The sequence below is a fragment of the Rhizobium sp. R634 genome, assembly GCF_002211305.1.
In the GTDB taxonomy this organism is placed as follows: domain Bacteria; phylum Pseudomonadota; class Alphaproteobacteria; order Rhizobiales; family Rhizobiaceae; genus Rhizobium.
In genome coordinates this window covers 204,541-228,967 of the sequence record NZ_LOKW01000001.1, presented here as the reverse complement: position 1 = coordinate 228,967, position 24,427 = coordinate 204,541, and the positions used below count along the sequence as shown (strand labels likewise).

Genomic DNA, 24,427 nt, shown 5'->3' with positions numbered 1-24,427 from the left:
ATAAACAGGGAACGGGCGGGAGGCCCGCACCAAGAGGGAGGAACAATTCATGAGCAGGACATTCAACACGGCGTCCCTCACGCGCCGCTCTTTCATCGCATCGGCCGCAGCAGGCGGCGCGGCGCTGGCGCTTTCCGGCCGCACGGCTTTCGGCCAGAGCAGCGACACGCTGAAGGTCGGCTTCATCAGCCCGCGCACCGGCCCGCTCGGCGGCTTCGGCGAAACGGATGGCTATGTGCTCGACCTCGCACGCAAGGCGCTGGCGAACGGCCTGCAGGCCGGCGGCAAGACCTGGAAGGTTGATATTCTCGACCAGGACACCCAGTCCGATCCCTCGCGTGCCGGGCAACTAGCGAAGGAGCTGATCAACAACCAGGCGATCGACCTGATGCTCGCCGTCTCGACGCCCGAAACGATCAATCCGGTGTCCGACGCCTGCGAGGCGGCAGGCATTCCGTGCCTCTCGACGGTAATGCCCTGGGAGGCCTGGTATTTCGGCCGCGGCGCCAAGCCCGGTGCACCCTCGCCCTTCAAATGGACCTATCATTTCGGCTTCGGCGTCGAGGAGTTCCACAAGGCCTATGTCTCGCAGTGGAGCCTGATCGAGACCAACAAGAAGGTCGGCGTCATGTATCCCAACGACGCCGATGGCAATGCGATCCGCGCCCACCTGGCACCCGCGCTTGCCAAGGCCGGCTTCACCATCGTCGATCCAGGCGCCTATGAAACCGGCACCACCGATTTCTCGGCGCAGATCGCCCTCTTCCGGCAGGAGGGCGTCGAGATCTTCAACTCTTTCCCCATTCCGCCCGACTTCGCCGCCTTCTGGCGCCAGGCCGCCCAGCAGGGACTCACCCAGCAGATCAAGATCTGCCAGGTTGCCAAGACGGGCCTGTTTCCTTCCGACATCGAGGCGCTCGGCGATCTCGGCATGAACATCGGCAGCGCCGCCTATTGGCACAAGGCCTTCCCCTACAAATCGACGCTGACCGGCGTCTCGGGAACCGAGCTTGCCGATGGCTATGAAGCGACAAGCGGCAAGCAGTGGACGCAGCAGCTCGGCGCCAGCCTCGCGCTTCTCGATGCAGGCTTCGACGCGCTGAAGGCGAGCAGCGACGTCAAGAGCAAGGAGGCCGTTGCCAAGGCGCTCGCCTCGCTGAAGACGACGACGATCGCCGGCAAGGTCGACTTCACCAGCGGCCCCGTCGCCAATGTCTCGCCCGGACCGATCATCGGCACGCAATGGGTCAAGGCGGCCGAAGGCTCGAAATTCGCGCTCGACTACGTCGTCACCGAAAACGCCACCGACCCCAACGTCCCGGTCGGCGCCAAGCTCATCGCCTACAACGGATAACGCACGGTGCAGCAGCAAACTCAAAATCGGCCGGGAGGGGTCTTCCTCTCGGCCAGGGGAATCCACAAGCGGTTCGGCGCGCTCGTGGTCTTGGAAAATCTCGATTTTTCCATGGGCGACGGCGATGCGGTCGGCATCGTCGGGCCGAACGGCGCCGGCAAGACGACGCTGCTCTCCGTGCTCGCCGGCGCCTTCCCGCCGAGCGCGGGCACGATCACCTTCGACAGCGCCGACGTCACCAGCCGGACGGCGGCTGAGCGCTGCCGCTCGGGGCTGGTGCGCACCCACCAGATTCCGAAGCCTTTCAGCGGCATGACGACTTTCGAAAACGTCTTCGTCGCCGCCTCCCACGGCAATGCCGCAAGCCGCGACGAAGCCTATGCGCGGGTGGTGGATTCGCTTTCGCTCTGCGGCATGCTCGGCGTCGCCAACCGCCCGGCCGATACGCTCGGCCTGCTCGATCGCAAACGGCTGGAGCTTGCCCGCGCGCTCGCCACGCAGCCAAGGCTGCTGCTGCTCGACGAGATCGGCGGCGGGCTCACCGACGGCGAGGCGAGCGAACTCGTGGAAACCATTCTCGAATTGCGCCGCCGCGGCATCGGCATCGTCTGGATCGAGCATATCGTCCATATCCTGCTGCAGGTGGCCGAGCGGCTGATCTGCATGGATGCCGGGCGGATCATCGCCGATGGCGAGCCGAAAGCGGTCATGAGCAACGCCGAAGTCGTCAAGGCCTATCTCGGAGGAACGCCGGCATGAGCCTTCTCTCCATCCGTAACCTCGACGTCCGCCACGGCCTGCTGCAGGCGGTGCGCAGGGTCAGTTTCGATATCGCCAAGGGCGAGGTGCTGGCGCTGGTCGGCGCCAACGGCGCAGGCAAGACGACGCTGCTTCGCTCGATCGCCGGCGCCCACCTTCCCGCCTCCGGCGAGATCCTTCTCGACGGCGAGGATCTCGCCGCCATCCCCTCCCACAAGCGGATCGCCAGGGGCATCGCTTTGGTGCCAGAAGGCCGGCGCCTCTTTTCGCAGATGACCGTCGAGGAGAACCTGCTTCTCGGAAAGAGCTGCGGGCGCAAGGGCGAGTGGAGCGTCGATCGTGTCCTCGACGCCTTTCCGAACCTGAAGCCCCGCCGCCATGCCAGGACAGGGCATCTCTCGGGCGGGGAGCAGCAGGCGACCGCGATCGGCCGCGCCCTGATGAGCAACCCGGATATTTTGCTGTTGGACGAGGTCTCGCTCGGGCTTTCGCCGCTCGTCGTCGACCGCGTCTATACCCAGCTGCAAGCCCTGCTCACATCGGGGACGACGATCGTGCTCGTCGAGCAGGATCTCGCCCGCGCCATGAGCGTGGCAAGCCGGGTCATCTGCATGCTGGAAGGACGCATCGTGCTCGACAGGCCGGCGGCGGCCGTCACCCGCGAGCACGTCACCCAGGCCTATTTCGGATTGCACCGGGCCGCCGGCGAAAGGAGCGCATCATGATCAATTCCCTGATCCAGGGCATCCTGCTCGGCGGCTATTACGCCGTCATCGCCTGCGGACTGTCCTTCATGTTTTCGGTCATGCGGATCATCAATCTCGCGCATGGCAGCCTGGCGATCGCCGCCGCCTACGGGCTGTGGCTGCTCGCCGCCAAGGCCGGCATTCCGCCTTTCGCGGGCCTGCTGATCGTGCTGCCGGCCATGGCGGTCCTCGGCTGGCTGTTGCAGCGTTTCATCCTGGAACGCAGCGCCCGCGGCGGCACGCTGCTGCCGATCCTGACGACCTTCGGCCTGTCGATCGTCATCGACAATCTGCTGTTCGAACAGTTCGGCGCCGACACGCGCTCGCTCGCGCCCTTCATCGGCAATCTATCCTATGCATCCTGGCAGCTGCCGGGCCACATCTTCGTCGGCAAGCTCGCCGTCATGATGATGGTAACGGCGATCCTCCTTCTCGGCGCTCTGCAATTCTTCCTCAGCCGCTTTGCACTCGGCCGCGCCATCCGTGCCACGGCCGAAGATCCCGATACGGCTGGGCTCGTCGGCATCGATGCACGTAGGGTGAATGCCGTCGCCACCGCGATCACCATGGTCACGATCGGGATCGCCGGCGCCTTTCTCGGAATGCGGGCGACCTTCAGCCCCTATGCGGGCGGGCCGCAGCTGCTCTTCGCCTTCGAGGCGGCCGTCATCGGTGGAGCCGGATCGCTCTGGGGCACGCTTGCCGGCGGCATCATTCTCGGCCTTGCCCAGTCGCTCGGCGCGCAACTGCATCCGCAAGGCTTCCTGATCGGCGGCCACGCCGTATTCCTGCTCGTCCTTTTCGTCAGGCTGTCCCGGTTTGGCATGCCTCGGCTCGACAGGCTCGGCGCCTTCCTCAACCTTCGAGCACGTCTCAGGAGCCCGACATGACACTCGTCTCCAACGGAATATCGATCGAACGCTGGACGACATCGTCACGGATGGCGCTCGGCGCCATGGCCGGCTTGCTCGCCCTGCTGGCGCTCGCTCCCATAATGCTCGGCGCCGGCGCGATCGACCGGATGACGGCCCTGTTCATCTACGTGATCCTGGCCGCCATGTGGAATGCGCTCGCCGGTTTCGGCGGACTCGTCTCCGTCGGCCAGCAGGTGTTTTTCGGCCTCGGCGCCTATTTCACCATTCGCCTCGCCGATGCCGGCCTCGATCCCTTCCTCTCGGTCTTTGCCGCCGCGGTGGTGACCGGCGCGCTGTCGATCCCGCTTTCGCTTTTCATGCTGCGGCTGAAGGGCGGCGAATTCGCGATCGGCATGTGGGTCGTCGCCACGCTCGCCCATCTCCTCGTCAATCTCGACAGCCTCATCCAGGGCGAAACGGGAACCTCGCTGATCTCGCTCAACCTCTATGACAGCGGCATGCGGCGGGCGGCGATCTATTGGCTTGCGCTCGCCTCCATGGCGGCCCTGCTCGGCGCGCTCTTCATGCTGATGAGAAGCCGCGCGGGAGCGGCCATGCAGGCGATCCGCGACAATGAGGAGGCGGCGACCTCGGTCGGCGTACGGGTCACCGCGACCAAGCGGCTGCTCTTCGTACTCGCCGCCTTCGGCATCGCGGTTGCCGGCGGCCTGTGGCTCGCGAGCGCCACCACCTTCCAGCCGAAGACCTATTTCAGCGTCCAGTGGACCGCCTACATGATCTTCATGGTGCTCGTCGGCGGCATCGGCAAGTTCGAAGGCGCGATCCTCGGCGCTCTTCTGTTCTTCGTCATCGAAACCTTCTTCGGCAGCGCCGGCGTCTGGTATCTGATCGGTCTCGGCGCCACCGCCCTGATCTTCTCCCTCTACCTGCCGCGCGGGCTTTGGGGCGAAATCGAACGCCGCTTCGATTTCCAGCTTCTGCCCGTCGGCTATCGGCTGAAACTTCCCGGTCCGAATAAGATCAAATGGGAAGAATGAGCCTGCTTGCCTCCAGTTTCTCTTGTGAAAGGTGACATTCATGCTTTTTGGTAAAACGATCCTGGTAACCGGCGTGGCTTCCGGCATCGGCGCGCGCACGGCGGAACTGGCGGGCCAGATGGGCGCCGAGGTCATCGGCATCGACGTGCGCGAACCCGCCCATGGAGGCGCCGCCTTCATCCGGGGCGATCTATCCACGCCACCGGGCGTTGCCGAGATCGTCGCACAGCTGCCCTCGCGCCTCGATGCGCTCGCCAATGTCGCCGGCCTCTCCGGCAACACCGGCGTCGTCTCGACGCTCGCCGTCAATTTCTACGGTCTTCGCGCCCTGTCGGAAGCCGTGGCACCGCGCCTGCGCGAAGGCGGCGCCATCGTTAACGTCGCCTCGATTGCCGGCTATGGCTGGCGCGCCAATCTCGAGCGGGCAAAGATCCTGACCGGCATCGAAGGCTTTCCCGATGTCTCGGCGGTCGCCGCCGAACAAAGCCTCAAGGACGAGGAGGGCTATCCGCTTTCCAAGGAACTGCTCCTGCTCTGGACCATGCGCGCGGCGCACCAGCCGCTGTTCAAGGCGCGCGGCCTCCGCGTCAATGCGGTGAGCCCCGGGCCGGTGGAAACGCCGATCCTCAAACAGTTTCGCGCCGTGCTCGGCGATGCGAGAGTCGACAGCGACATCACCCGCGTCGGCCGCGCCGGCACCGCCGCCGATATCGCGCCCGCCGTGCTCTTTCTCTGCTCGGATGGCGCGCGCTGGATCAACGGCACCAATCTTGCCGCCGACGGCGGCCTCGAAGCATCCATCAATGCCGAAGTTCTCGGCTTCTAATTCTGTTTCTGAGGAGATCCCCGATGAATATTTCCCTGCTCATAAACGGCGCGGACCGCGCGGCCTCCGGCGGCCGGACCTATGACCGCCTCGATCCGTTCACCGAGAAGCTCGCCAGCCGCGCCGCCGCCGCAAGCCTGGAAGATGTCGCCGCCGCCGTCGACGCCGCTTCCGCCGCCTTCGCCGCCTGGTCGAAGACCGGCCCCGGCCAGCGCCGCACCATCCTGATGAAGGCGGCCGACATCATGGATGCCAAGGCCGGCGAGTTCACCCGGCTGATGATCGAGGAGACGGGCGCGACCGCGCCCTGGGCCGGCTTCAACGTCATGCTCGCCGCCAATATCCTGCGCGAGGCCGGCGCCATGACGACGCAGATATCAGGCGAAATCATTCCCTCCGACAAGCCGGGCACGCTCGCGATGGGCGTTCGCCAGGCAGCCGGCGTGTGCCTCGCCATCGCCCCCTGGAATGCACCCGTCATTCTCGCCACCCGCGCCATCGCCATGCCGATCGCCTGCGGCAACACCGTCATCCTCAAGGCATCCGAGCAGTGCCCCGGCACCCACCGGCTGATCGCCACGGCGCTGACCGAAGCAGGCCTTCCCGCCGGCGTCATCAACGTCCTCACCAACGCACCGGAGGATGCGCCTGAAATCGTTGCCGCGCTGATCGCCCATCCCGCCGTCAAGCGCGTCAATTTCACCGGTTCGACCAAGGTCGGCAGGATCATCGCGGAGACCTGCGGCAAATATCTCAAGCCCGCCCTTCTCGAACTCGGCGGCAAGGCGCCGCTCGTCATTCTCGACGACGCCGATATCGACGGCGCCGTCAATGCCGCAATCTTCGGCGCCTTCATGCATCAGGGCCAGATCTGCATGTCGACGGAGCGGATCATCGTCGACGAGGCGATCGCCGATGAGTTCGTCGCCAAACTCGCCGCCCGCGCCAGCCAACTGCCGGCCGGCGACCCGCGCGGCCATGTCGTGCTCGGTTCGCTGATCAGCCTCGACGCCGCCAAGAAAATGGAAGGGCTGATCGCCGATGCGACGGCCAAGGGCGCAAAACTCGTGGCTGGCGGCAAGCGCTCGGGCACTGTCGTCGAGGCGACGCTGCTCGATCGCGTCACACCTGAAATGCGCGTCTATGCGGAAGAATCCTTCGGGCCGGTCAAGCCGATCATTCGCGTCTCCGGCGAAGAGGAAGCGATCCGTATTGCCAACGACACCGAATACGGCCTGTCGTCCGCCGTTTTCAGCCGCGACGTCCAGCGGGCGATGGCGGTTGCGGCACGGATCGAATCCGGCATTTGCCACATCAATGGGCCGACACTGCATGACGAGGCACAGATGCCCTTCGGCGGCGTCAAAGGCAGCGGCTACGGCCGTTTCGGCGGCAAGGCGGCGATCGCCGAATTCACCGACCTGCGCTGGATCACGGTGGAGGATTCCGCCCAACACTATCCCTTCTGAGGGAGGCGCCACCGCGCCGCAATGGTTATTCCGTTGTGGCGCGGGTCCGCTCAGACCGAGAAGCGGGCCAGCGCCTCGGCAAGCTTCAGCCAGAGATCATGGGGCGGCGAAGGAATCGGCCGCGAATCCTCGTCGGAGGCCCTGACTTCGTAAGCGAGCTCGGTCGAGCCGGAGCCCGCCAGCATCCGGCGGAATTTCGTGGCCCTGTCCGTAAACCGATCCGAACCTCGTTCCCCGAGCACCGTACGGATCGTCACCAAGGCGAGATTGAAGTTCTTCTGCAGTTGCCCAAATGCGCCGCGATGTTTGTCCCGCATGCCTGCATGGAGATCTCCGTGAGCGAGAGCGGCCATCGCCGCATTGAAATCGCAGAGGTTGTCGTCGATCGACGCAATCAGCTCATTGAGAACAGCTGCCGAGCGGCGAAGATCCGCATCCGCATAGTCGGCGCTCATGCGCACCGTCAGATCACCGCTCATGACGGCAGGCACCAAGGCCGCGATTTCAGCGCAGAATCTGGCTTTCTGATCCGGATCCGGGACCGGGTTCACGGTCATATCCCGCCCCCGGCCATTCGTTGTCTCGACCATGCGCGCCAAGCCCTAGAGCAAAGCACCGTTGCGGCGAGAGCCGCAGCAAAGCATGAGAGCAAAACCGCTATGAACCATATCGTATTTCCATATGCCTACCTATCGCGCCTGTGCCACATCTGAGCGAGCCGGATCGCCCGGGTGGCGGAAACCGGCCTCATCCAAGGCGGTAACGCTTAAGGAAATCCTTCGCTGCCTCCGCAGCGGCCGGTTTTTCGCGCAGATCGGATAGTCCCTGCGTATTTTGATCACGATCGAGCCGTGGATACGTGCGGACATCCGCATTTCTCCCGCGTTGGTCGGTTGAAGCGCGTGACGCGGCAATATATTCCCCGGCCGACAGAAACCCAGCACCGCCGCCGGCGGGCTTTGACAGCTTTCTTGAGGCCGAGAATAGATGAAAATGCCGCAGCGGAAATTCGTCGTCGAATTCAAGTCGGGACGGCGACAGCCAAAGGCGCGGACGACCTCGATCTGGGGCGACACGGATTTCAAGGCCCTGGCGCGCGAAGTGGAGGACCAGTCGCCGCATCCGTTCAACGCAACCGAAACCGCCGCCGAAAGCCGCGACACCTTGCCCGAGCCGCTGAACCAACACCCCATCGGCCAGATCGATGCGAAGGCCGCGGAGGCGGCGCCGTCGGAACCGGCGCAACAGCAGGCCGCCATCTTGATTGCCGAAGCCACCGTGCCCGCGCAGGAGAGCCAGCCGGCATCGAAGCCTGCAGCCGCGTCGAAGCGCGCGCCGCGCAGATATTCGAAGCGCGAGCCGGCCGCGGTCGCATCCGCCTTGACCGTCGAGGCGAACCCGCGTCCGCAATTCGAAGCCGAAGACGCTCCGGCTTCCAAACAGGACATTGCCTTCCTCGAAGCGGAAAACAAGCGGCTCAAAAGCCTGCGGGCCGAACAGCTCCACGCCGAAAATCTTCAGCTCAGGACGATGCTCGCCCGCTTCGAGAGCTAAGCACGCCGGCTACACCGTCAGCCGAAGACTGTTCAAGGTGCGCGGCGGCGTTCAGCTCTCCAGCCATCGGGCGAGAAGCTTGACGAAGGCGGTCGAGTGGGGCTAGGCCGGCTCTCAGCATCTAAATTTCCATGCTCGCCGCGGTCAGTGCGCGATATTGTCGCCATGCTGATAGAATGTGAACGCGTTGCCGTCGTAACGGAATGCATGGCGGTTGGTCGCTATCCACAAAGCGTTATCAGACACGCTGTCGAGGCTGATGATCTGGGTCTTGCCGTCCAGCTTTTCGCCCGTAAGCAGCCTCACACGAGAGCCTTCGAGCACATAAAGACCATGCAAGGTGCCCAGATAGATCTTCCCTTGGAAGCTACGGACTGACCAGATGTAATCGCCAGGGAAAAACTCCCCCAAACTGCGGAAGCCCGCACGGGCATTGCCGATCAAAACAGTGCCGTCTTCGCCCACGACCAGCACTTCATCTGCTGAGATGCAATGCATCGCGGTTAGAATGGCATCTGTTTTGGTATCGATCTTAGCCCAGGCCTTTCCGTCGTAGTGAAAGAGGTTCCCACCATTGCCGCAAACATAGACATCCGTCTCGTTTGCGCCATCAATATCATTGAAATTAGGCGCTTGCCGCATCGATTGCGTAAACTGGCGCAGCATGTCATCGGAAACCGACGCCGCATCTGGAAACGGCAGGCTCAGGGCGTTTTTGCCGAGTTCCGCCAGTTCTCTGTCGATAGGCGCCCAACCGATCTCGTCGCGCCGATAGACCTGCCCGTAGTTGCCGCAGACAAACAAGGTAGAACCGATCTCTCTGATTCGTGTCACCGCGCCGAGAGCGCGCTTTCCCATCAGGCCTGCGTCGGAGATTTTTTCATAGATCTCCTCCGCAGAGTTCGCGATCTCGACGTCGCCCTCTCCCGTCAGAGCGCAGGCTGCGCGTCTCTTCCCTTCCCGCTGCCGTCGCAGGCCTAGCGACACCACCTGCTCGTTGGGCCAATCCCGATAGTGCCATACCTCCTCCGTTTCCGGGCACAGGTAATAAAGGCGGGTAAATTCCGCATCCTGCGGCAGTTCATCAGGGATCGTCGCAATAACGAAGATTTCGTCGGCTGCGGCGCAAGCGACAACGAATTTAACAGGTACGACCATTGGCCTCCAGAGAGCAAAGCGGGCGCCAGATGTCCCTTAGTCGTGCGGAGTGCACCTAAGCATCAATTGTCGATCAGACGGTCGTGACCGATCGTACGAACAGCTTCGAGATGCCCAAAGGCACCCCGACCGCCCTCCTTCGGATCGACGTAGCGTTCAAATGTAAATGATCCCATCTGCGTCAGAACGCCGAGATATTCGATGAAGCCGCCGATTGAGAAATCCTTGGCGGCACCATCACCGCCGAGCATGAGCTGCCGCTTTGACTTGACCCGCGTCGACGTCAGCAATGTTTCACGTGCTCCTGAAGGGGAACGCACGTCTGCCACGCTGTAGCAACCGCACGTCGGCACAAACTACCGGACGACACCCGCGGGGATCGTTTGAGATACAATTTGCTGCTGTCCTCCGACTTCAACTGCAAATGAATAGTAGATCTCGTCAGGCACGCGCGAGACGGCCTCGGAAATTTTGAGCTTCTGATAATGATCTGCCGTATTTCTTGCCGCATTCCTGTCTCGGAAATAGATCTCGTTCTCCGAAAGCTCACCCAGGCTCCGACGGAGCTGCGGTGTGAGGGCTTTACCGCTGTCGTCATAAATCGCCTTGTATGAATCCGCGCTCGTTGCCCCCAGCAATATGTTCCAGATGTCCTCCGGCGTAGACCTTGCCTCCAGAAACAGCTCGACCGCGTTGTGGGGCATCTCCACACCGGCCGCGCGATAGATCTCCTCCAGATCGTGGGGCGGGAGATCGGTTCGGGTTCTGCTTGTCAAATCCATCAGCAGCGCGACATCGAGTGAAAAAATGAAGTGCCGTCCGTTCCTATGCCAAAGATTGATGGTTCCCAGGCTTGAATATCCGAAGGCAGCAAGATCATCGGCATTCAATTCCGGCACAGCGGTCAGTATCTGGCCAGAGAACCCCTCGAAAAGAGCCGGCGTGCACAACCAATAGTTCCTGTTTGCATAATAACCCACGCCATGTTGGATACAGAACTCTCGCAAGTCCTCCGGAACGCGCTCAATGGCGCTGTCCCGCTTCGGCCTCGGAAATTCTCCTTGCTTCCCGGGGCTTGCCTCGTGCCTCAAGAAACTCCGCTACGCTCATTCGTATTTCAAACCGCGATTGGAAAATAAACCAATACTCTCTGCCTCGTCGGAATTTATCAGCCGCGACCTCATCGGCTCTGTGGCCCGATCGTTCGGCGCGGCGTCACTGTACCAAAACCGCCTTCTCCTTCAGCGGGCGGTGCATAGTCGTAATAGGTTGGCGGTTCCATTGACGCCAAAAAGACCAGATGCTCGACCAATGGCATCTTCTGAAGATTCTTCAGAATATTGCGGCCGCCCAGATTAAGCGCAGGCGCAAAGCCGTAAATTTCTCCCCATGTGAGAGGCCCCAGAGTTTCCAAAGCTCGAGGCATCATGTTTTTCCGATTTTCATCCTCCCATGGTGGCGTGGCCGGTGAGAAACGCCCTGAAAAACACAGACCCAGCATAACTTCGTCGGTCCATTCACGCTGGTTTTCCTCATCATACTCGCGAGGATCAACACTAACCTTGTTCATCAGGAGGTGCAGCCTGATCATGGCGTCGCCATACCAGATATCGATTTCCCCAAAGGCGGTGTAGCCGAAGGCATACATCTTTTCGGGATCGAGCTCCGGATCGCCGCGAAAGACATAGTCCAGCACCGGCTTGGGCAAGGATGGATCGCAAAGCCAATACTGACCGTTGGACCAGCTGCACCAGCCATGATCTGCCCAGAAACGGAGAAGAAAATCCGGCAACTTGCCGCGGTAGGCTTCTACGTTAGCATCACTCGGACGAATAACGTTCTCGATCTTGTAAGCCGAGAGAAATTCGTCGAACCAGTTGATCTCGAAAATGTTGTAATTTGATTTCTCAGTCACGTCTTATGCTTCAGAAGGAGCCTCGAACTTTAGCCGACACAACAATTGAAGCGGGGCATGGTAATCTCTGAAAACGAAAAAGCGGACGACATTTTTATCAGCCGGGCGGCTCACTCATCCGATGGGACGTACTGATGTATATTGCCCTCGCTCCAATCTCATCAGGTGGAACGTCCCCAACTGGGCCAGAATGGCAAAATGCTCCAGCGCCGCCACGCGTTTGATGTTCTCGACATCACGCAGTGGACTGTTCAGACCCACTGTGGCAATTGCGGGGAAATAGCCATAGCACTCTGCCCGTTCCAGATCACCATGCATGGCGCGACAACGATCGAACATGGGCTGATCTCGCGCGTCGAACTCCTCGTAATCCTTGCTTTCATAAGGCAAGAGAGAGCGGGCAAGAATATTCGGATCCGTGCTCCTTTGCCGATTTGCGAGATGTGCCGGGAGCACCAGTTGAGTCGGCGCCAGTTTGCTGGATGTCAGACGCAAGTCGACAAGATCGATCTCGAAGTGGTCATGGCGTTCCGACCAGCATACAAGCCGACCAAACGCAGAGTGGCCGATAACGAAACAATCCTTATGGCTGAAATCAGGATCTGCCTCGAAAACCAATGCAAGAATCGGTGAGAACTCAGCAGGATCACAATATTGAAGTTTGCGATTAAAATAATCGCCAAATCCGAAAGTACGCAAGAACTCCATAAAGCTACCGGGCAGATGGCGTGAAAGGCGGGCATCTTGCTCGGCAGTTAGCGGGATGCATCGCTGTGGAGAGCCGATGCGTGCAACCCTGTCCGAAAAATTCTTGTCCATTGCCATTCACGATACCTCGATTCCTACTCGCCGCAAATTTTTAGCTCGACATCCATCAGACTGCCAGCTTTTCCCTCCGACCGCATTTTATTCGCCATTTCTTTGACAGATTCCGCGCGACCTTTTTGAGCCCACATTGGGCCGATTCGCTGATTTTCCGCACCACCACCTATTCCGAGATCTGCTGGGTCACCGCCGGCAATCATGTCAAGATAATGGGTTGCGTTGACACGCGACATCTCCTCTTCAATGTCGGCTTCCGACAGACCTGCACTTTCAAGTGACCTGCGATAATCCGCCCTAACCGCATCCTGGGCTTTGCCATCACGCAGCAGATTGGTGAACGGTCCCTTTTTTCCGCTCGCCTCCCAGGCTTCTCGCGCGTGATCAAGGACCTTATGAGCGTACGCCATATCATCCGCGGTCATTTTGTTGATTGTATCCTGTTGCTCCTCGAGTTGCCGGCGGAATTCATCGCGCTTAACGCCTTTTGGCAGTTCGAAACACCTTACGTGGAGCTTATGTGTAACTCGCGCGCCATCCTTGCCATCTGTGCTCTCGCCTGGATTATTCCGCCGGGGGACGTGAGCATCGCCTGCCGCGTCTTCAATACGTTCAGCTTTATGAATCGCACTCGCCGCGTCACCTACCTCTTCAAGAGCTTCACCAGCGTGCTTAAGAGCCTTGATCTTTTTGCCTGGAGAGAAAATACTCGCGAGTACACCAACGCCAGCACCAGTGGCACCGGCCATCCCGTGTTTCTCATATCCCTGCCCGACGCTATCAATTGCGCCTTCTACTTGATCGACGGCCCATCCACCCGCAGACTTCGCGCTTCCAATGGGATCATTCACGACCTGCTCGCCCATGTGCAAGAGGCCAGATCCGATGTTCTGCGCCCCCTGCCAAATCTCAGCGCCAGTCGGAAGACTGTCATAGAGTCCTTTTGCATCACTGACGATCTTTGAGGGATCGTTGATCCACTCGCCCGTCCTTTTTACAGCCCCATCCAGCAATGCGGCTTCATCCGATGTCGCCTTCATTCCGGCCCAGAAATCGTCGGCAGCTTTCTTCGCGCCGTCATACCAAGCCTTGTTTTGTCCGTCGGTCGCATTAGGCGGAGGTTTCACATCTGTCGAACGAACGTAGCAGTATTCGCCGTCAGTATTGCCTTTGTTCATCGTGCAGCGGTCCGCGTGACGCTGTACGGGCTTCCCATTGACATGCACGATCGGTGAAGAAGTAACCGGCTCAACGACGTCTCCAACCGTATTTGATTTGCAGCCAAGCCCGGTACCTGGTTCGTCGCCATAACAGCGCGAAAATTTTGATTCATGGTGTTTTATGCGCTCACCATTTGCAAAAACATCCGGCGAATAGTTGGTATCATCGTCGGCCTTGCCCCAAATCGGGAAAGGACAGGGCTTGTCCGGAGCACGGCAGACGTCTGGCGAAAGACTAACTGCGAGCGCATCTTTATTATCCGGTATGATTTCCGGTGGTGAAGGGTTGGCTGCGGCAGGACGTGGCTGCTCCGCTGACTTCTCCTCCGTTCGTTTGGGAGGTGGCCAAGGACCATCGTATGCAAGGATGGGATTGCGACCATCGGACGTATTTGTGAGCAAGGTGCCCGACATTGGCGGCCCGACGATTTTCGTATCGGCAGGAAGCCCATAAAGAGCGGAAAAGTCTGCGTCATAAATTGGATCAGGAAATTGCCGTTCGCCCATCAAGCCACCCCTTGAGCGGAGCTTGCAAAGGCAATGCGCGGCAACCCTCGGCGCTCGGGCCAAGGGAAGCCAATTCGCCATGTTAGAAAAACACGTCCTACGCCAGGCCGCAGGTCAAAATGGACACCGTCAAGCACCATCTGACCGCGCGCTGCCCCCCTGCCCTGATCGAGAACAACTTCAAGCTGAATATCGGGCAGACGACCGTAAAAAATCTCGATCCCCGGCAGGAGATGGTCCAGCTCGAATGGCTCATTGCCCTCTAACCAGGGATCTGCCACCAAATCCGGGTGCGCCGCCTGCCAAAAGGAAAAGTCGAAGTCGCGCGGCAGCAACGGATGCCTTTGTGTCAGCCAAGCGTCGTCATAAGTACCGGCCTTATTAATCCGATCTCCCCAGAACGGTGAAAGCAGCCCAAAACCGGCAGGCGCGGGTCTACCGCCTACGGAGCGAATGGGCATATCCACGTCTTCAATCTGGGGTGCCTGCCATTCCGATCTATCGCGAAATCGAGCTTCATCGACAAGCCCGATTCCTACCGGATTTCGATCGCAAACCTCGCCCCCTTCGAGGCTGCCGCCAAATGCAAGTCGCCAGTCGATTGGAACAAAGCTGACCGGTTCACCATTGGTAAGTTCCCAGCCTTCAAGTGCATCTTCCTTGTCCCGCTCGAACAAGCCGCGCCAGGTTTTGCGAATCTTGGGGCGCCACCAACGCGGCCCGTGAACACGCAAGCGCTTTTCTACTGGCCCCACCCTAAGGCCGCATGTCCAGGAGGAGGAGGCTATTCCATTTGGCGCAAATGCAGCGCCGAGGAAAGTCACGTCCGTTCCCGGCTTGAATGGAGCCAGGTCAGTACACGCCATCTGCGGCGTTTGATGCGGATCTCCCTCATAGACATCCGACATTACCAGCGGACGCTGAATACTGTCTGGAATCAGAGGACCGCCGTTCATCAGCTTAAAGGTGCCGCGGGCGACAACCACACCAAGCAGATCACCCGTCAGATTATATTGGCGAAAGGCAAGCGAGGGAAAGGGCGTGCGGTTGTCGACCGACATCAGCGCATCAACCTTTCGCCGTCGCGTCGGATGTCGAAGGTGTTGCCTCGGAGAACCCGCCGCCCGGCTTGTTCAAATCAACGATTTTACCGTTTATCTGCGTCGGTCCAGACGCCGTGAAGTTGAAATGCGTGCCCAGGAGGAGAATGGTGCCATCCTTGCGCATGATGAATTTCGATGCGCCGCACTCGATGACAAACTCCTCACCGACGATAGTCTTTTTAAACTTCCCTACCTTTTCAAGCGATGTCTGTCCGACATTCGTGACCTTGCTAACGCCAATCTGTTCGGCGCGGGCTATCCCGACCGTATCGGACTTGAAAGAGCCGACGATCGTATTCATGATACCCGGTAGGGGGAACAGGCCGGAAGCAGAACTCCCCACTCCGCTACCTGAACCAGCGAGAGCGGTACCTGCATCTGCCCGGGGGCTGGCGCCTGAAACAACGCCTTCGCGGCTGCCGAGACCGCCCGCGCCAAGGAAGCCCAGCGCTGACGAAGCAATCGTACCGGCAAAAGCAGCAAGCCCGGCCCCGCCACCGCCCGCGATCTCTCCGGCCTGACCGAGGAGCCCGGCTGTCTGTCCCGCCAAGCCCTGCACGGAACTCATCAACGCCATCGCCATCGGCCCCGTGCCGCCGACGACCGTGTTCACCGAACCGCCGATCTCGTGCTTCTGGTTGCCGCTCACTTCCACTGCGCGGTTGCCGCCGATGGCAGAGACCTCGTGGCGATCGACGCGTTTGGTGCGATCGTTCAGCACGCGCGTCGTCTGATCCTTCTGCGCATGGAAGAACATGTTCTCCTGGCCGGCCTCGTCCTCGAAGGTCATTTCGTTGAAGCCGGTGCCCTTGTGCGTGTTCGAGCGCATGACCATGCGGGTCTTGTTGGCCGGCAGATCGTAGGGAACGGTGTTGGAAGGATTGGGCACCACGCCTGTCACAAGCGGCCGGTCGGGGTCGCCGTCGACGAAGGCGACCATCACCTCCATGCCGATGCGCGGAATGACCTGCGCGCCCCAGGTGCCGCCGCCCCAGACCTGGCTGACGCGCACCCAGCAGGTGTCGGAACCGTCCTTCTTGGCCTTGCGGTCCCAGGGGAACCACAGCTTGATGCGGCCGTACTGGTCGGGGTGGATCTCCTCGCCGGCGGGCCCAGCGACGATTGCCACCTGCGTGCCTTCGATGCGCGGCCGCTTGGTTTCGCGATGCGGCGTCATCGGCACCCGCGACGGCACCGCCTCGAAGGTGTTGGTATATTCCGGCTCATTGCTGTTGGTCTCGTAGGAGCGGTCGACGACGGTATGGGTCGCCTTCACCACCACATGCTCGTCATACACGTGATCGGGATGGGCGACCTCATAAGGCGTGAAGCGGCGCCCTGCCTCCAGTATGCGGGATGTGGAATCGCCGAAGACCCGGTCGTGATCGGCTTCGGAGGCCTGCATCCTGAGTTTTTCGGCCCGCTCGGCCTCGGCGACGGAGGAAATGCGCGCCGGATATTCGTAGAGTTCGCGCTTGGTCGCCTCTGGCATCTGCACGAGCGACGGCGTCATGGTGCCGGGCACCATGCGTGGGGTTTCGAAGTTCCAGTCGGCGCCGGCGCGCTGTCCCGGCACATAGGAATAGCGCCGGCTCCACTCTGTGATGTGGTTGCGGTCGGCCGAACCCTGCGCCAGGCGGACCCGGGCCTCGCCCTGCGCCGAGGGCGACGGGCCGAGCCAGGATTGGGCGCTGTCGGCCACATGCAGCTTGTGTTTGCCGTCCTCGTGCGAGAACCAGTAAAACAGGCCGTCTTCCTCGAAGCGGCGGGTGAGATAGGCAAGGTCGGTTTCGTTCCACTGCACCGAATAATGCTGCGGCGGCGGTGGCGTGATTACGCCCGACGTATCGGGCGCCGGGATGCCATGCTCGGAAAACAGCGTTTCGACGATGTCGACGGAGGTCTTGTCCATCCAGATGCGGCAGTCGGATCGGCGCGATAAGAGCCACATTTGCGGCCTCAGCACCATGGAATAGGAGCGCAGGCCGCGGGTGATCGGCGGGCCTTCGTTGAGCTCGGTCACCAGACCGTTGAACGGCCGGCGCACGCCACCCTCGCCATCGCCCTGCTGCACCTCCACGGAAACATCCATCAGCCGGCCGATCAGCTCCTCCGGCTTGACGGATGGCTTCTTGGCGCGCGCCGAAACCTTGATTTCGAAGAGCGAAGAAATGCCTTCCTCGATCGTCACGCGCTCCGGCAGAAGCTGGTCCTCGCCGAGCGGCGAAACGATCTTCAGAATACGGTTCGCCTGGATGAAATCGGCGGCGAGGGATTGCAAATCGTCCATAACATCACGTTCCGTCTTGGAAAGCCGAATTACTGCTGCTGCGGCCGAGGATGGGTCTTGAGGTAATCCGCCAGCGCCTGGAAATATCGTCCCAGCATCTCGCCATTGGCCTGGTCGGACACCCGCCTGTAACTTTCGACGAGCGCGTCGCGCTTGGCCTTTCCGCCCGAGCTCTCATAGAATTCCGTCAGCACCGACAGGTCTTCCGGCGGCAGGGTGGCCAGCACGAAGGTCAGCCGCGCCTTTTCGTCGGCCCGCGCCATGTCCTTGGGAAGCGGCTTCTCGTTTTCGCTTCTCGCACGCAGCGAGGCGATCACGCCCTTCATCTCGGATTGCAGATTGTCCTGCGAAACCGACGCCAGTTTTCCGGCATCGGCGCTGGAGAGGGCCTCCAGCGACAGATACATGGCTTGCGAGGTGACGGCGCTTTCCACGGCAAGATCCGGGCCGGCCATCAGATCGGCAAGCGCTTTGATAGCGGGGCCTTTGTCAGGGTCGGCAAGGCGTGTTTCGATCTCCTTCGCGGCTGCCTGATCCTGCGCCTGGTACATGCGCGCGACCTTTGCCTGCCCCTCTTGCCATGCCGCGGCCGCTTTGGCGAAAGCCTTGGGATCTGCGGCATCGCCGCCAGCCGCAGCCACCGCTTTCGAGATTTCGGCAAGCATGCCATCGGCGTCGAAGGAAGACCGCGCAGCGGTCTCGAGCAGCGGCTGCGCATCCGAGGTGAGAACGCTCCGGTCGGCGGCAGCCTTGGCGACGCTTTCAACGGCGGCCGGCGTGGCAAAAAGGCGCGACGATACCGCTTCGATCTCAAGCAGGGAGCGATCGGTGGAGTCGGATGCGCCGATCATGGCGGCAGCGCTCGCGACCATGACGCCCGCGAAAGCGGCCGCAACCAGGGGCCATCGCATGCGCCCCATCAATCCCTGCTTGAAAAGACCGGTCAACAGCATCGACACCGCCTTAGATCATCCTGACATCGGTGAGCTGCTTCGGCCGCGCATCGGCGGAAAGCCGGTTGATGATCTGCTCCGCCTTCGCCATCTGGGCGCCGCTCGTGGGGTCGATGAACAGCTTCTCGAGGGAATTCTGCTCCGGATAGAAGGAGGAGTTGCCGGTGAGGCGGCTGAGCGTGTTGATGCGTTCGCGCACCACCGATCCGATATTGTCGTATTCGATACGCTGACCGGGATCGTAGGGCTGGAAGGGCCGGCCCGTCAGGCGCGGCGAAATGGATTTCGGATAATCGGTTGCCGAGGGCAGCTGCGGAATGGCCTTCTTGCCGTATTCGATGTCGCGGCCGATGCCGCCGACAGTGCCGCCTGTGGAAGGTGCATAGGTCACGAGCTTGTCGGAATCCAGAACCGCGCTCATGTAGAACAGCAGCTCCATCTTCTGGGACAGCCGGTTTTCGTCCACGCGCCTGCTTTCGGGCGGATTGCAGAACGGCGTCTGAGCGACCAGCTCGGCAAGCCTGGATTTGCCGGCTTCGCTGATCGTGTTGTCATGCTGCACGCCCCTGACGAAATCGTGCACGCAGACGTGGTTGATGGCGATGAAATCGTCGATCCGCGTCTTGAAGTTGAGGGCAGTCGGCGCGGAGGCGACCGGCGCGCTGCTCGTCAGTTTTTCCGCGGCGCTCGTCACCTGCTTGTTGGCGAGCTTCTTGGCTTCGTCGAGCACGCCGCCGAGCGCAAACATCACCACCTTGTTGCTGACGGCGGCATGCATGACGTTGAAGGTACGGTTGAGGTTGTTGTTGCAGATCACGCTCAACGCGGCGCGGCCGGCCAGCACACGCACCGAGGTCGTCGCGAAGGCCGCCATCATGATGCTGCCGGTCAGGATCGACGCGGAAAACACGAAGAGCTCGGCCAGCATCCGGTCGCGGGCTTCCTGGGCTTTCGTCGTTTTCTGAAAATTATCGATGGCGAGATCGTAGGCCCTGACATAGGGACTGGAAACGTTCGTCTCCCACTGCGACTTGTACTTGGGCAATTCTACCAGAATATCGTTCAAACGCTCAGTTGCAGCCGACACGATCATCTCCATTGTCAAAGCGCGAGGATGTCTCTCAAATCATCTGCGGAAACAGCATGTTTCAGCGCCTTCCCCGAGGGCGGGGAAGGCAGCCGGAAACATGGAGTTGCAGTGCCAGCAACAAGGCTGGCACTGCCGATGTCGAGAGGCTTAGGCGGCCTTGGTGGTGGCGAGATCGTAGGAGGCGATCATCGGCGACTGCGGCGAGTGCTTGTCGTCGTAAGGCGTGTACTTCACTTCCATCTTGGTGAAGTTCAGCTTGATCGTCTCGACCGGGCGGTCGCCGTTGGAATCGATCGAGTAGCTGGCGATCAGCGTGTTCTCGAGCGAATATTCGATATAGGTGTCGCCGGGATTGCCCGTCGTGACGAGGTGGATGACGGAGCGCTTGCCGGTGCGGCCCGAGCAGGCCTCCTGGAAGAGCTTGGTCGACGAGGAGTCGCTCACCTTGGTGAGGATCACTTCCGAAACGGTCGGCTCGGAAGCCTCGCGGTTCGCGGCCGAACCGGCGGAGGTGTTCATGTTGCGGGAAACGTTCCAGTGAATGGCTTCGATGTCCATCCACTTGCGATGCTGCTCGTGAGTCGCATCACCCTGGATCCCGTCGATCTGAAGATAAATCGGCATGCTGTCAGCTCTCCTATTGGCGGTTGAGTGCCTAGTTGCGTCTAAGGCGTAGTTGCCTTTCTTTTCGCTGCTCCCCGAGTACGTTTGCGGCTCGGGGTTACTTCATCCGACAACCGGCTTTCCCCCGGCGTGCCGAATTCCTGTGGGGCGGCCTCTTCGGCATCAAGGCCGAATTGATGGCCGTCGTAACCGATGGTGATCCCCGTAATCTTCTTCTGCTGCGCGACCGCTTCGAGGAAAAACGTCGAAAGAACGGGCAGCAGGTCGCGCGCGATCATCACCTCGATGGCGCGGGCGCCCATCTCGCTGGTGCGGGCGCGGGAAATCAGCGCCTCGCGCGCCTGCGGCGAGAGCGAAAGCGTCGTCCCGTAGGTCGTCCCGACCCGCTCGCGGATGCGGCCGATCTGGATATCGACGATGCCGGACAGCGTCTCGGACCCAAGCGGCATGAAGGGCAGCACGGTGGTGCGGCCGAGGAAGGCCGGCTTGAAATGCTTCTGCAGTTCCGGCAGCAGCATCGCTTCCAGCACATCCGCCTCCGGCATGGTCTCGGGATCGGCGGCAAGGGCTGCGATCATCTCCGAGCCGGTATTGGCGGTCATGACGATAGTGGTGTTCTTGAAATCGATGTCGCGGCCTTCGCCGTCGCGCAGCGTTCCCTTGTCGAACACCTGGTAGAAGATTTCCTGAACGCCGGGATGCGCCTTGTCGATCTCGTCGAGCAGCAGCACGCCATAGGGCCTGCGCCTGACCGCTTCCGTCAGCACGCCGCCTTCGCCGTAGCCGACATAGCCGGGCGGCGAGCCGAGGAGCATGGAAATCTTATGCTCCTCCTTGAACTCGGACATGTTGATGGTGGTGAGATAACGGCTGCCGCCATAGAGCATGTCGGCAAGCGACAGCGCGGTTTCGGTCTTGCCGGTGCCGGACGTGCCGACGAGCAGGAAGACGGCCGGCGGGCGGCGGGGATCGGAGAGCCCGGCGCGCGCCGCGCGCATGGCCGAGGCGATCCGACCGATCGCCGCATCCTGCCCCAGCACCCTTTCCTTCAGGCGGGCATCGAGCGTCTTGACGGTCTCGATCTGGTCGGCGAGCAGCTTGCCGAGCGGAATTCCGGTCCAGCGGGCGACCACGGCGGCGACGACTTCCTTATCGACGACGCGCGGCAGCAGCGGCGTGCGGTCCGTCACTGCCGCCAGGCTGCGTTCGGTCGCGGCGAGGGCTGCCCGCGCGCTTTCCGCCGTCATGGCCTGCGGCGGGAATGGCGCGACATTCGTGCCGTCGCCAGAATTGTCGGCCGGCGCCAGCGGAGTGACGGCATCGTCGGGAGAGAAGAATTCTTCCAGCCGGTCGGCCTCGCGGACGAGCCGGTTCTCCTCGTCGAATTTCGACCGGAGCGCCTCGATTTCCGCGAGGATCTCCCGCTGCTTGACGGCGATCTCTTCAAGCCTGGCGAGCTTTTCCGGTGTCTCCGGTTCGCGCGCCAGCCAGCTTGACTCGGCTTCCAGAAGATCGCGTTCCTCGGAAAGCGATTTCAGCGCCTCCGGCATCGTCTGGCGCGCAAGCGCGACCGCCGCAGCGGCCGTGTCGATCAGGCTGATCGCCTTGTCGGGCAGCTGCCGGTCCGGCAGATAGCGCGCCGAAAGCCGGACGGCGGCGACGATCGCCTCGTCGCGGATGCGGACCTTGTGATGCGCTTTCAGGCTTTCGGCCACGCCGCGCAGCATGCGGATCGCCGATTCCTCGTCGGGTTCGCGAACATGCACGGTCTGGAAGCGGCGGGTCAGGGCCGCGTCCTTCTCGATGAAGCGCTTGTATTCGCCCCAGGTCGTCGCCGCGATCGTGCGCAGCTCGCCGCGCGCCAAAGCGGGCTTCAGAATGTTGGCAGCATCGCCCTGGCCCGCCTGCCCGCCGGCGCCGATCAGCCCATGGGCTTCGTCGATAAACAGGATGATCGGCTGCGGCGAGGTCTTCACCGCGTCGACCACGCCATGCAGCCGCCGCTCGAATTCGCCTTTGACGCCGGCGCCTGCCTGCAGCAGGCTCAGATCCAGGAGCAGCAGTTTCACATCTTTCAGCCGGTCCGGCACGTTGCCGGCGGCGATCTCCAGCGCCAGCGCTTCCGCCACCGCGGTCTTGCCGACACCCGCCTCGCCGACGAGAATCGGGTTGTTCTGCCGCCGGCGCGTCAGGATGTCGATCAGCTGCCGCAGCTCGCGATCGCGCCCGATAACCGGATCGATACGGCCCCCGCGGGCATCCGCCGTCATGTCGTGGGTGTAGAGGCGCAGGAACTCGTTGTCCCCGGACGAGGTACCCGGCACGGAAAGCTGTTCGGACGCGCTGGGCGCCGCCTTCTCCAGCAACCTATCGAGTGCCGCCCTGTCGAGATTGCGCAGGGAGGGGGCAATGCCGCGGATAACGGCGCGCAGCGCCGAATCGCTCGTCAGCGCGGCAAGCAGATCGGCGAGAAGCACGACATTGCGCCCGCATTGCAGCGATGCAACCAGCCAGGACTCCCGGCCGAGGGAAAGCAGGTTGGGCGAGAGCGCGAGTGCTGCGCCGGCTTCCCGGGGGACGTCGGCGATTGCGGCATCGAGCTCGGCTCTCAGCGCTTGGGAAGAAACCGCGAGCTCTTCGAAAACGGCGGAAAAGCCCGCAATATCAAGAAGGGAGCGAAGCCAGTGGGCGATGTCCACCATGGCGTGCTGATGACGCACGGCGAGCGACGCCGCTGTCTCAAGACCGACACGTAGATTGGGCTCAAGCGTTCTTATGAGACGATTGAGATCGATATGAGACATCCGCAAGTCCTGTTTATACGTCGAAATTCGGCGCGCTCTCGTGATGCGAAGCAACAACTAGGGCGCTCATAAACCCTTGTCCAGAACAAAAACGACTCTATTTAAAAAAATGAGCATAAAGAAAGTCGTCATAAATCCGTCATCGTTCTGAAACGGTTGACAAGCCAATACAGGCCGCCCAAAATGCCATCTCTCCGCAGTATGCTCTGATTTTTGAGGTATTTAACAGCGTGAACGTCCGAGAAATTATAAATTCACTTGAAGAAGATCGCCCGTGCGGAGAAAACGTGCGTAACAATACTATGCATCGTGAAATATACTATAGAATTAAGGACGCGAGAAACGCCGCTCGTACAGCCGAACGTAGTATTTCTCCGGGTGAAGTTATTACGCTTGCACCTGCTTGGCACGATGTTAGCAATCTTGGATTGCAAATCCTTTCTTCCCGGAGCAAGGACATCGAAGTATTGGCCTGGCTTGCCGAAGCCCAGTTGCGGCTGCGCGGCTTCTCAGGATTGCGTGACGTATATGTTGCAACCGTGTCGCTTTTAGACAAGTATTTCGATGCCTTGCATTCGATCGGCGATGGCGACTTCGAGGAACGGTTTGCGCCTTTCGCGGGCCTCAACGGCGTGGGCGGCGAGGGAACGCTGATCCAGGCTATTCGTTTGACATCGTTGATCCCGGACGGAAAGTTCGCCCAGTTTTCGCTGTGGGATTTCCAGCTTTCGCAGCGGCCGAACGAGATCGAGCGGCGCAAGGAATTGCAGCAGGCGGCGGCGGAAGCCGGTGTCGCTCACATGTCAGCCTATCTCGGCGTGCTCACCGAGTGCATCGCCGCTTTCGATCGCATGGTCGAAATACTTGACGAGCACTGCGGCGACCAGGCGCCGCCGAGTTCGAATACACGCAATGTGTTGCAAGAGGCCGCCGCTGCAATCCGCGTACTCGCCGGTATAGAAGATCCCGTCGCGGCGTCCGAATCCCCTGCTGCGCATGATTTCGAGCCCCCTCAGGCCGCCGGCGGCGGCCAGGCGGAGGCCATTCGGCCGAGGCCCGTCAGCACCGAGGCGATTCGCTCGCGGGAAGAAGCCTTTGAGCTTCTGGCCGCCGTTGCCCGCTATTTCCGCCGTACCGAGCCCCATTCACCCATTTCCATGTCGATCGAGACGCTGGTGCGCCGCGGCCGCATGGATTTTTCCGAGCTTCTTGCCGAGCTTCTGCCCGAACAGCACGCCCGCAATGCCGTGCTGACGGCAGCCGGCATACAGCCCGCAAACGACAGGGGAGGCTGACGGCGTACGGCCCGGCCGTAATCCGC

Annotated in this window: 22 protein-coding genes; 9 read left to right on the top strand and 13 right to left on the bottom strand. The window is 61.3% G+C overall.

What is annotated here, in order from left to right; all coding sequences use genetic code 11:
• Positions 1–49 precede the first annotated feature (49 nt).
• From ATY77_RS01050 to ATY77_RS01020, 7 genes are read left to right on the top strand one after another with little or no spacing between them, the layout of a single operon-like run.
• On the top strand, positions 50–1,354 hold the full coding sequence (locus tag ATY77_RS01050; RefSeq protein ID WP_088685696.1) for an ABC transporter substrate-binding protein: 1,305 nt from the start codon (positions 50–52) through the stop codon (positions 1,352–1,354).
• A gap of 6 nt (positions 1,355–1,360) precedes the next feature.
• Positions 1,361–2,113: an ABC transporter ATP-binding protein gene (locus ATY77_RS01045; RefSeq protein ID WP_088685695.1), complete on the top strand. Its 753-nt coding sequence runs from the start codon at positions 1,361–1,363 to the stop codon at positions 2,111–2,113.
• On the top strand, positions 2,110–2,838 hold the full coding sequence (locus tag ATY77_RS01040) for an ABC transporter ATP-binding protein (RefSeq protein ID WP_088685694.1): 729 nt from the start codon (positions 2,110–2,112) through the stop codon (positions 2,836–2,838). Before ATY77_RS01045 ends, ATY77_RS01040 begins: the two co-directional genes overlap by 4 nt.
• Positions 2,835–3,749: a branched-chain amino acid ABC transporter permease gene (locus tag ATY77_RS01035; protein WP_088685693.1), complete on the top strand. Its 915-nt coding sequence runs from the start codon at positions 2,835–2,837 to the stop codon at positions 3,747–3,749. The genes ATY77_RS01040 and ATY77_RS01035 overlap by 4 nt, the downstream gene beginning before the upstream one ends.
• A complete protein-coding gene (locus tag ATY77_RS01030) occupies positions 3,746–4,771 on the top strand; it encodes a branched-chain amino acid ABC transporter permease (RefSeq protein WP_088685692.1) in 1,026 nt (341 codons plus the stop codon). The genes ATY77_RS01035 and ATY77_RS01030 overlap by 4 nt, the downstream gene beginning before the upstream one ends.
• A 40-nt stretch (positions 4,772–4,811) precedes the next feature.
• The gene (locus ATY77_RS01025; protein WP_088685691.1) at positions 4,812–5,597 is read left to right on the top strand and encodes a coniferyl-alcohol dehydrogenase; all 786 of its coding nucleotides are present in this window, start codon (positions 4,812–4,814) and stop codon (positions 5,595–5,597) included.
• A gap of 23 nt (positions 5,598–5,620) precedes the next feature.
• On the top strand, positions 5,621–7,066 hold the full coding sequence (locus tag ATY77_RS01020) for an aldehyde dehydrogenase (protein WP_088685690.1): 1,446 nt from the start codon (positions 5,621–5,623) through the stop codon (positions 7,064–7,066).
• A gap of 50 nt (positions 7,067–7,116) precedes the next feature.
• Here ATY77_RS01020 and ATY77_RS01015 read toward each other — a convergent pair whose 3' ends face one another.
• Positions 7,117–7,623: a chemotaxis protein gene (locus ATY77_RS01015; RefSeq protein WP_245314267.1), complete on the bottom strand. Its 507-nt coding sequence runs from the start codon at positions 7,621–7,623 to the stop codon at positions 7,117–7,119.
• Positions 7,624–8,059: 436 nt separating this feature from the next.
• Here ATY77_RS01015 and ATY77_RS01010 point away from each other — a divergent pair, with 436 nt between their 5' ends.
• The gene (locus ATY77_RS01010) at positions 8,060–8,620 is read left to right on the top strand and encodes a hypothetical protein (RefSeq protein WP_245314266.1); all 561 of its coding nucleotides are present in this window, start codon (positions 8,060–8,062) and stop codon (positions 8,618–8,620) included.
• 144 nt (positions 8,621–8,764) lie between these two features.
• On the opposite strand, the gene ATY77_RS01005 is transcribed toward ATY77_RS01010, so the two are convergent.
• The 12 genes from ATY77_RS01005 to tssH all read right to left on the bottom strand — a co-directional run bounded on the left by ATY77_RS01005 (position 8,765) and on the right by tssH (position 23,106).
• Positions 8,765–9,778, bottom strand: coding sequence for a hypothetical protein (locus ATY77_RS01005; RefSeq protein WP_088685687.1), 1,014 nt, complete (start codon positions 9,776–9,778; stop codon positions 8,765–8,767).
• Positions 9,779–9,840: 62 nt separating this feature from the next.
• Positions 9,841–10,068 carry a hypothetical protein gene (locus ATY77_RS01000; protein ID WP_245314265.1) on the bottom strand — a complete coding sequence of 76 codons (228 nt, stop codon included), beginning with the start codon at positions 10,066–10,068 and terminating at the stop codon, positions 9,841–9,843.
• Between the two features lie 66 nt (positions 10,069–10,134).
• The gene (locus ATY77_RS00995) at positions 10,135–10,869 is read right to left on the bottom strand and encodes a GAD-like domain-containing protein (RefSeq protein WP_088685686.1); all 735 of its coding nucleotides are present in this window, start codon (positions 10,867–10,869) and stop codon (positions 10,135–10,137) included.
• 89 nt (positions 10,870–10,958) lie between these two features.
• Positions 10,959–11,693 (bottom strand): GAD-like domain-containing protein, encoded by a 735-nt coding sequence (locus ATY77_RS00990; protein WP_088685685.1) that lies wholly within the window; start codon positions 11,691–11,693, stop codon positions 10,959–10,961.
• Positions 11,694–11,807: 114 nt separating this feature from the next.
• Entirely contained in the window at positions 11,808–12,518 is a 711-nt protein-coding gene (locus tag ATY77_RS00985) for a GAD-like domain-containing protein (protein ID WP_088685684.1), read from the bottom strand.
• A gap of 17 nt (positions 12,519–12,535) precedes the next feature.
• Positions 12,536–14,242 (bottom strand): PAAR-like domain-containing protein, encoded by a 1,707-nt coding sequence (locus ATY77_RS00980; RefSeq protein WP_190237556.1) that lies wholly within the window; start codon positions 14,240–14,242, stop codon positions 12,536–12,538.
• A complete protein-coding gene (locus ATY77_RS00975; RefSeq protein ID WP_088685682.1) occupies positions 14,242–15,303 on the bottom strand; it encodes a DUF2169 domain-containing protein in 1,062 nt (353 codons plus the stop codon). Before ATY77_RS00975 ends, ATY77_RS00980 begins: the two co-directional genes overlap by 1 nt.
• A gap of 7 nt (positions 15,304–15,310) precedes the next feature.
• Entirely contained in the window at positions 15,311–17,635 is a 2,325-nt protein-coding gene (gene tssI / locus ATY77_RS00970) for a type VI secretion system tip protein TssI/VgrG (RefSeq protein ID WP_088685681.1), read from the bottom strand.
• A gap of 29 nt (positions 17,636–17,664) precedes the next feature.
• Positions 17,665–18,588, bottom strand: coding sequence for a hypothetical protein (locus ATY77_RS00965; protein WP_245314264.1), 924 nt, complete (start codon positions 18,586–18,588; stop codon positions 17,665–17,667).
• 10 nt (positions 18,589–18,598) lie between these two features.
• Positions 18,599–19,681, bottom strand: a complete 1,083-nt coding sequence (locus ATY77_RS00960) for a hypothetical protein (protein ID WP_245314290.1) — start codon at positions 19,679–19,681, stop codon at positions 18,599–18,601.
• A gap of 144 nt (positions 19,682–19,825) precedes the next feature.
• Complete coding sequence (locus tag ATY77_RS00955; protein ID WP_009990920.1) at positions 19,826–20,302, bottom strand: type VI secretion system tube protein Hcp; 477 nt, start codon at positions 20,300–20,302, stop codon at positions 19,826–19,828.
• A gap of 41 nt (positions 20,303–20,343) precedes the next feature.
• Positions 20,344–23,106: a type VI secretion system ATPase TssH gene (gene tssH, locus ATY77_RS00950; protein ID WP_088685680.1), complete on the bottom strand. Its 2,763-nt coding sequence runs from the start codon at positions 23,104–23,106 to the stop codon at positions 20,344–20,346.
• 230 nt (positions 23,107–23,336) lie between these two features.
• On the opposite strand from tssH, the gene tssA reads away from it, so the two are divergent.
• Positions 23,337–24,401 carry a type VI secretion system protein TssA gene (tssA, locus tag ATY77_RS00945; RefSeq protein WP_088685679.1) on the top strand — a complete coding sequence of 355 codons (1,065 nt, stop codon included), beginning with the start codon at positions 23,337–23,339 and terminating at the stop codon, positions 24,399–24,401.
• The last annotated feature ends 26 nt before the right edge of the window (positions 24,402–24,427 follow it).

What these genes read in the sequence shown, in the direction of transcription:
- ATY77_RS01050 (WP_088685696.1), top strand. Translation starts at nt 50, where the DNA reads ATGAGCAGGACATTCAACACGGCGTCCCTCACGCGCCGCTCTTTCATC.
- ATY77_RS01040 (WP_088685694.1), top strand. Translation starts at nt 2,110, where the DNA reads ATGAGCCTTCTCTCCATCCGTAACCTCGACGTCCGCCACGGCCTGCTG.
- ATY77_RS01035 (WP_088685693.1), top strand. Translation starts at nt 2,835, where the DNA reads ATGATCAATTCCCTGATCCAGGGCATCCTGCTCGGCGGCTATTACGCC.
- ATY77_RS01030 (WP_088685692.1), top strand. Translation starts at nt 3,746, where the DNA reads ATGACACTCGTCTCCAACGGAATATCGATCGAACGCTGGACGACATCG.
- ATY77_RS01025 (WP_088685691.1), top strand. Translation starts at nt 4,812, where the DNA reads ATGCTTTTTGGTAAAACGATCCTGGTAACCGGCGTGGCTTCCGGCATC.
- ATY77_RS01020 (WP_088685690.1), top strand. Translation starts at nt 5,621, where the DNA reads ATGAATATTTCCCTGCTCATAAACGGCGCGGACCGCGCGGCCTCCGGC.
- ATY77_RS01015 (WP_245314267.1), bottom strand. Translation starts at nt 7,623, where the DNA reads ATGACCGTGAACCCGGTCCCGGATCCGGATCAGAAAGCCAGATTCTGC.
- ATY77_RS01010 (WP_245314266.1), top strand. Translation starts at nt 8,060, where the DNA reads ATGCCGCAGCGGAAATTCGTCGTCGAATTCAAGTCGGGACGGCGACAG.
- ATY77_RS01005 (WP_088685687.1), bottom strand. Translation starts at nt 9,778, where the DNA reads ATGGTCGTACCTGTTAAATTCGTTGTCGCTTGCGCCGCAGCCGACGAA.
- ATY77_RS00985 (WP_088685684.1), bottom strand. Translation starts at nt 12,518, where the DNA reads ATGGCAATGGACAAGAATTTTTCGGACAGGGTTGCACGCATCGGCTCT.
- ATY77_RS00980 (WP_190237556.1), bottom strand. Translation starts at nt 14,242, where the DNA reads ATGGGCGAACGGCAATTTCCTGATCCAATTTATGACGCAGACTTTTCC.
- ATY77_RS00975 (WP_088685682.1), bottom strand. Translation starts at nt 15,303, where the DNA reads ATGTCGGTCGACAACCGCACGCCCTTTCCCTCGCTTGCCTTTCGCCAA.
- tssI (WP_088685681.1), bottom strand. Translation starts at nt 17,635, where the DNA reads ATGGACGATTTGCAATCCCTCGCCGCCGATTTCATCCAGGCGAACCGT.
- ATY77_RS00965 (WP_245314264.1), bottom strand. Translation starts at nt 18,588, where the DNA reads ATGCTGTTGACCGGTCTTTTCAAGCAGGGATTGATGGGGCGCATGCGA.
- ATY77_RS00960 (WP_245314290.1), bottom strand. Translation starts at nt 19,681, where the DNA reads ATGATCGTGTCGGCTGCAACTGAGCGTTTGAACGATATTCTGGTAGAA.
- ATY77_RS00955 (WP_009990920.1), bottom strand. Translation starts at nt 20,302, where the DNA reads ATGCCGATTTATCTTCAGATCGACGGGATCCAGGGTGATGCGACTCAC.
- tssH (WP_088685680.1), bottom strand. Translation starts at nt 23,106, where the DNA reads ATGTCTCATATCGATCTCAATCGTCTCATAAGAACGCTTGAGCCCAAT.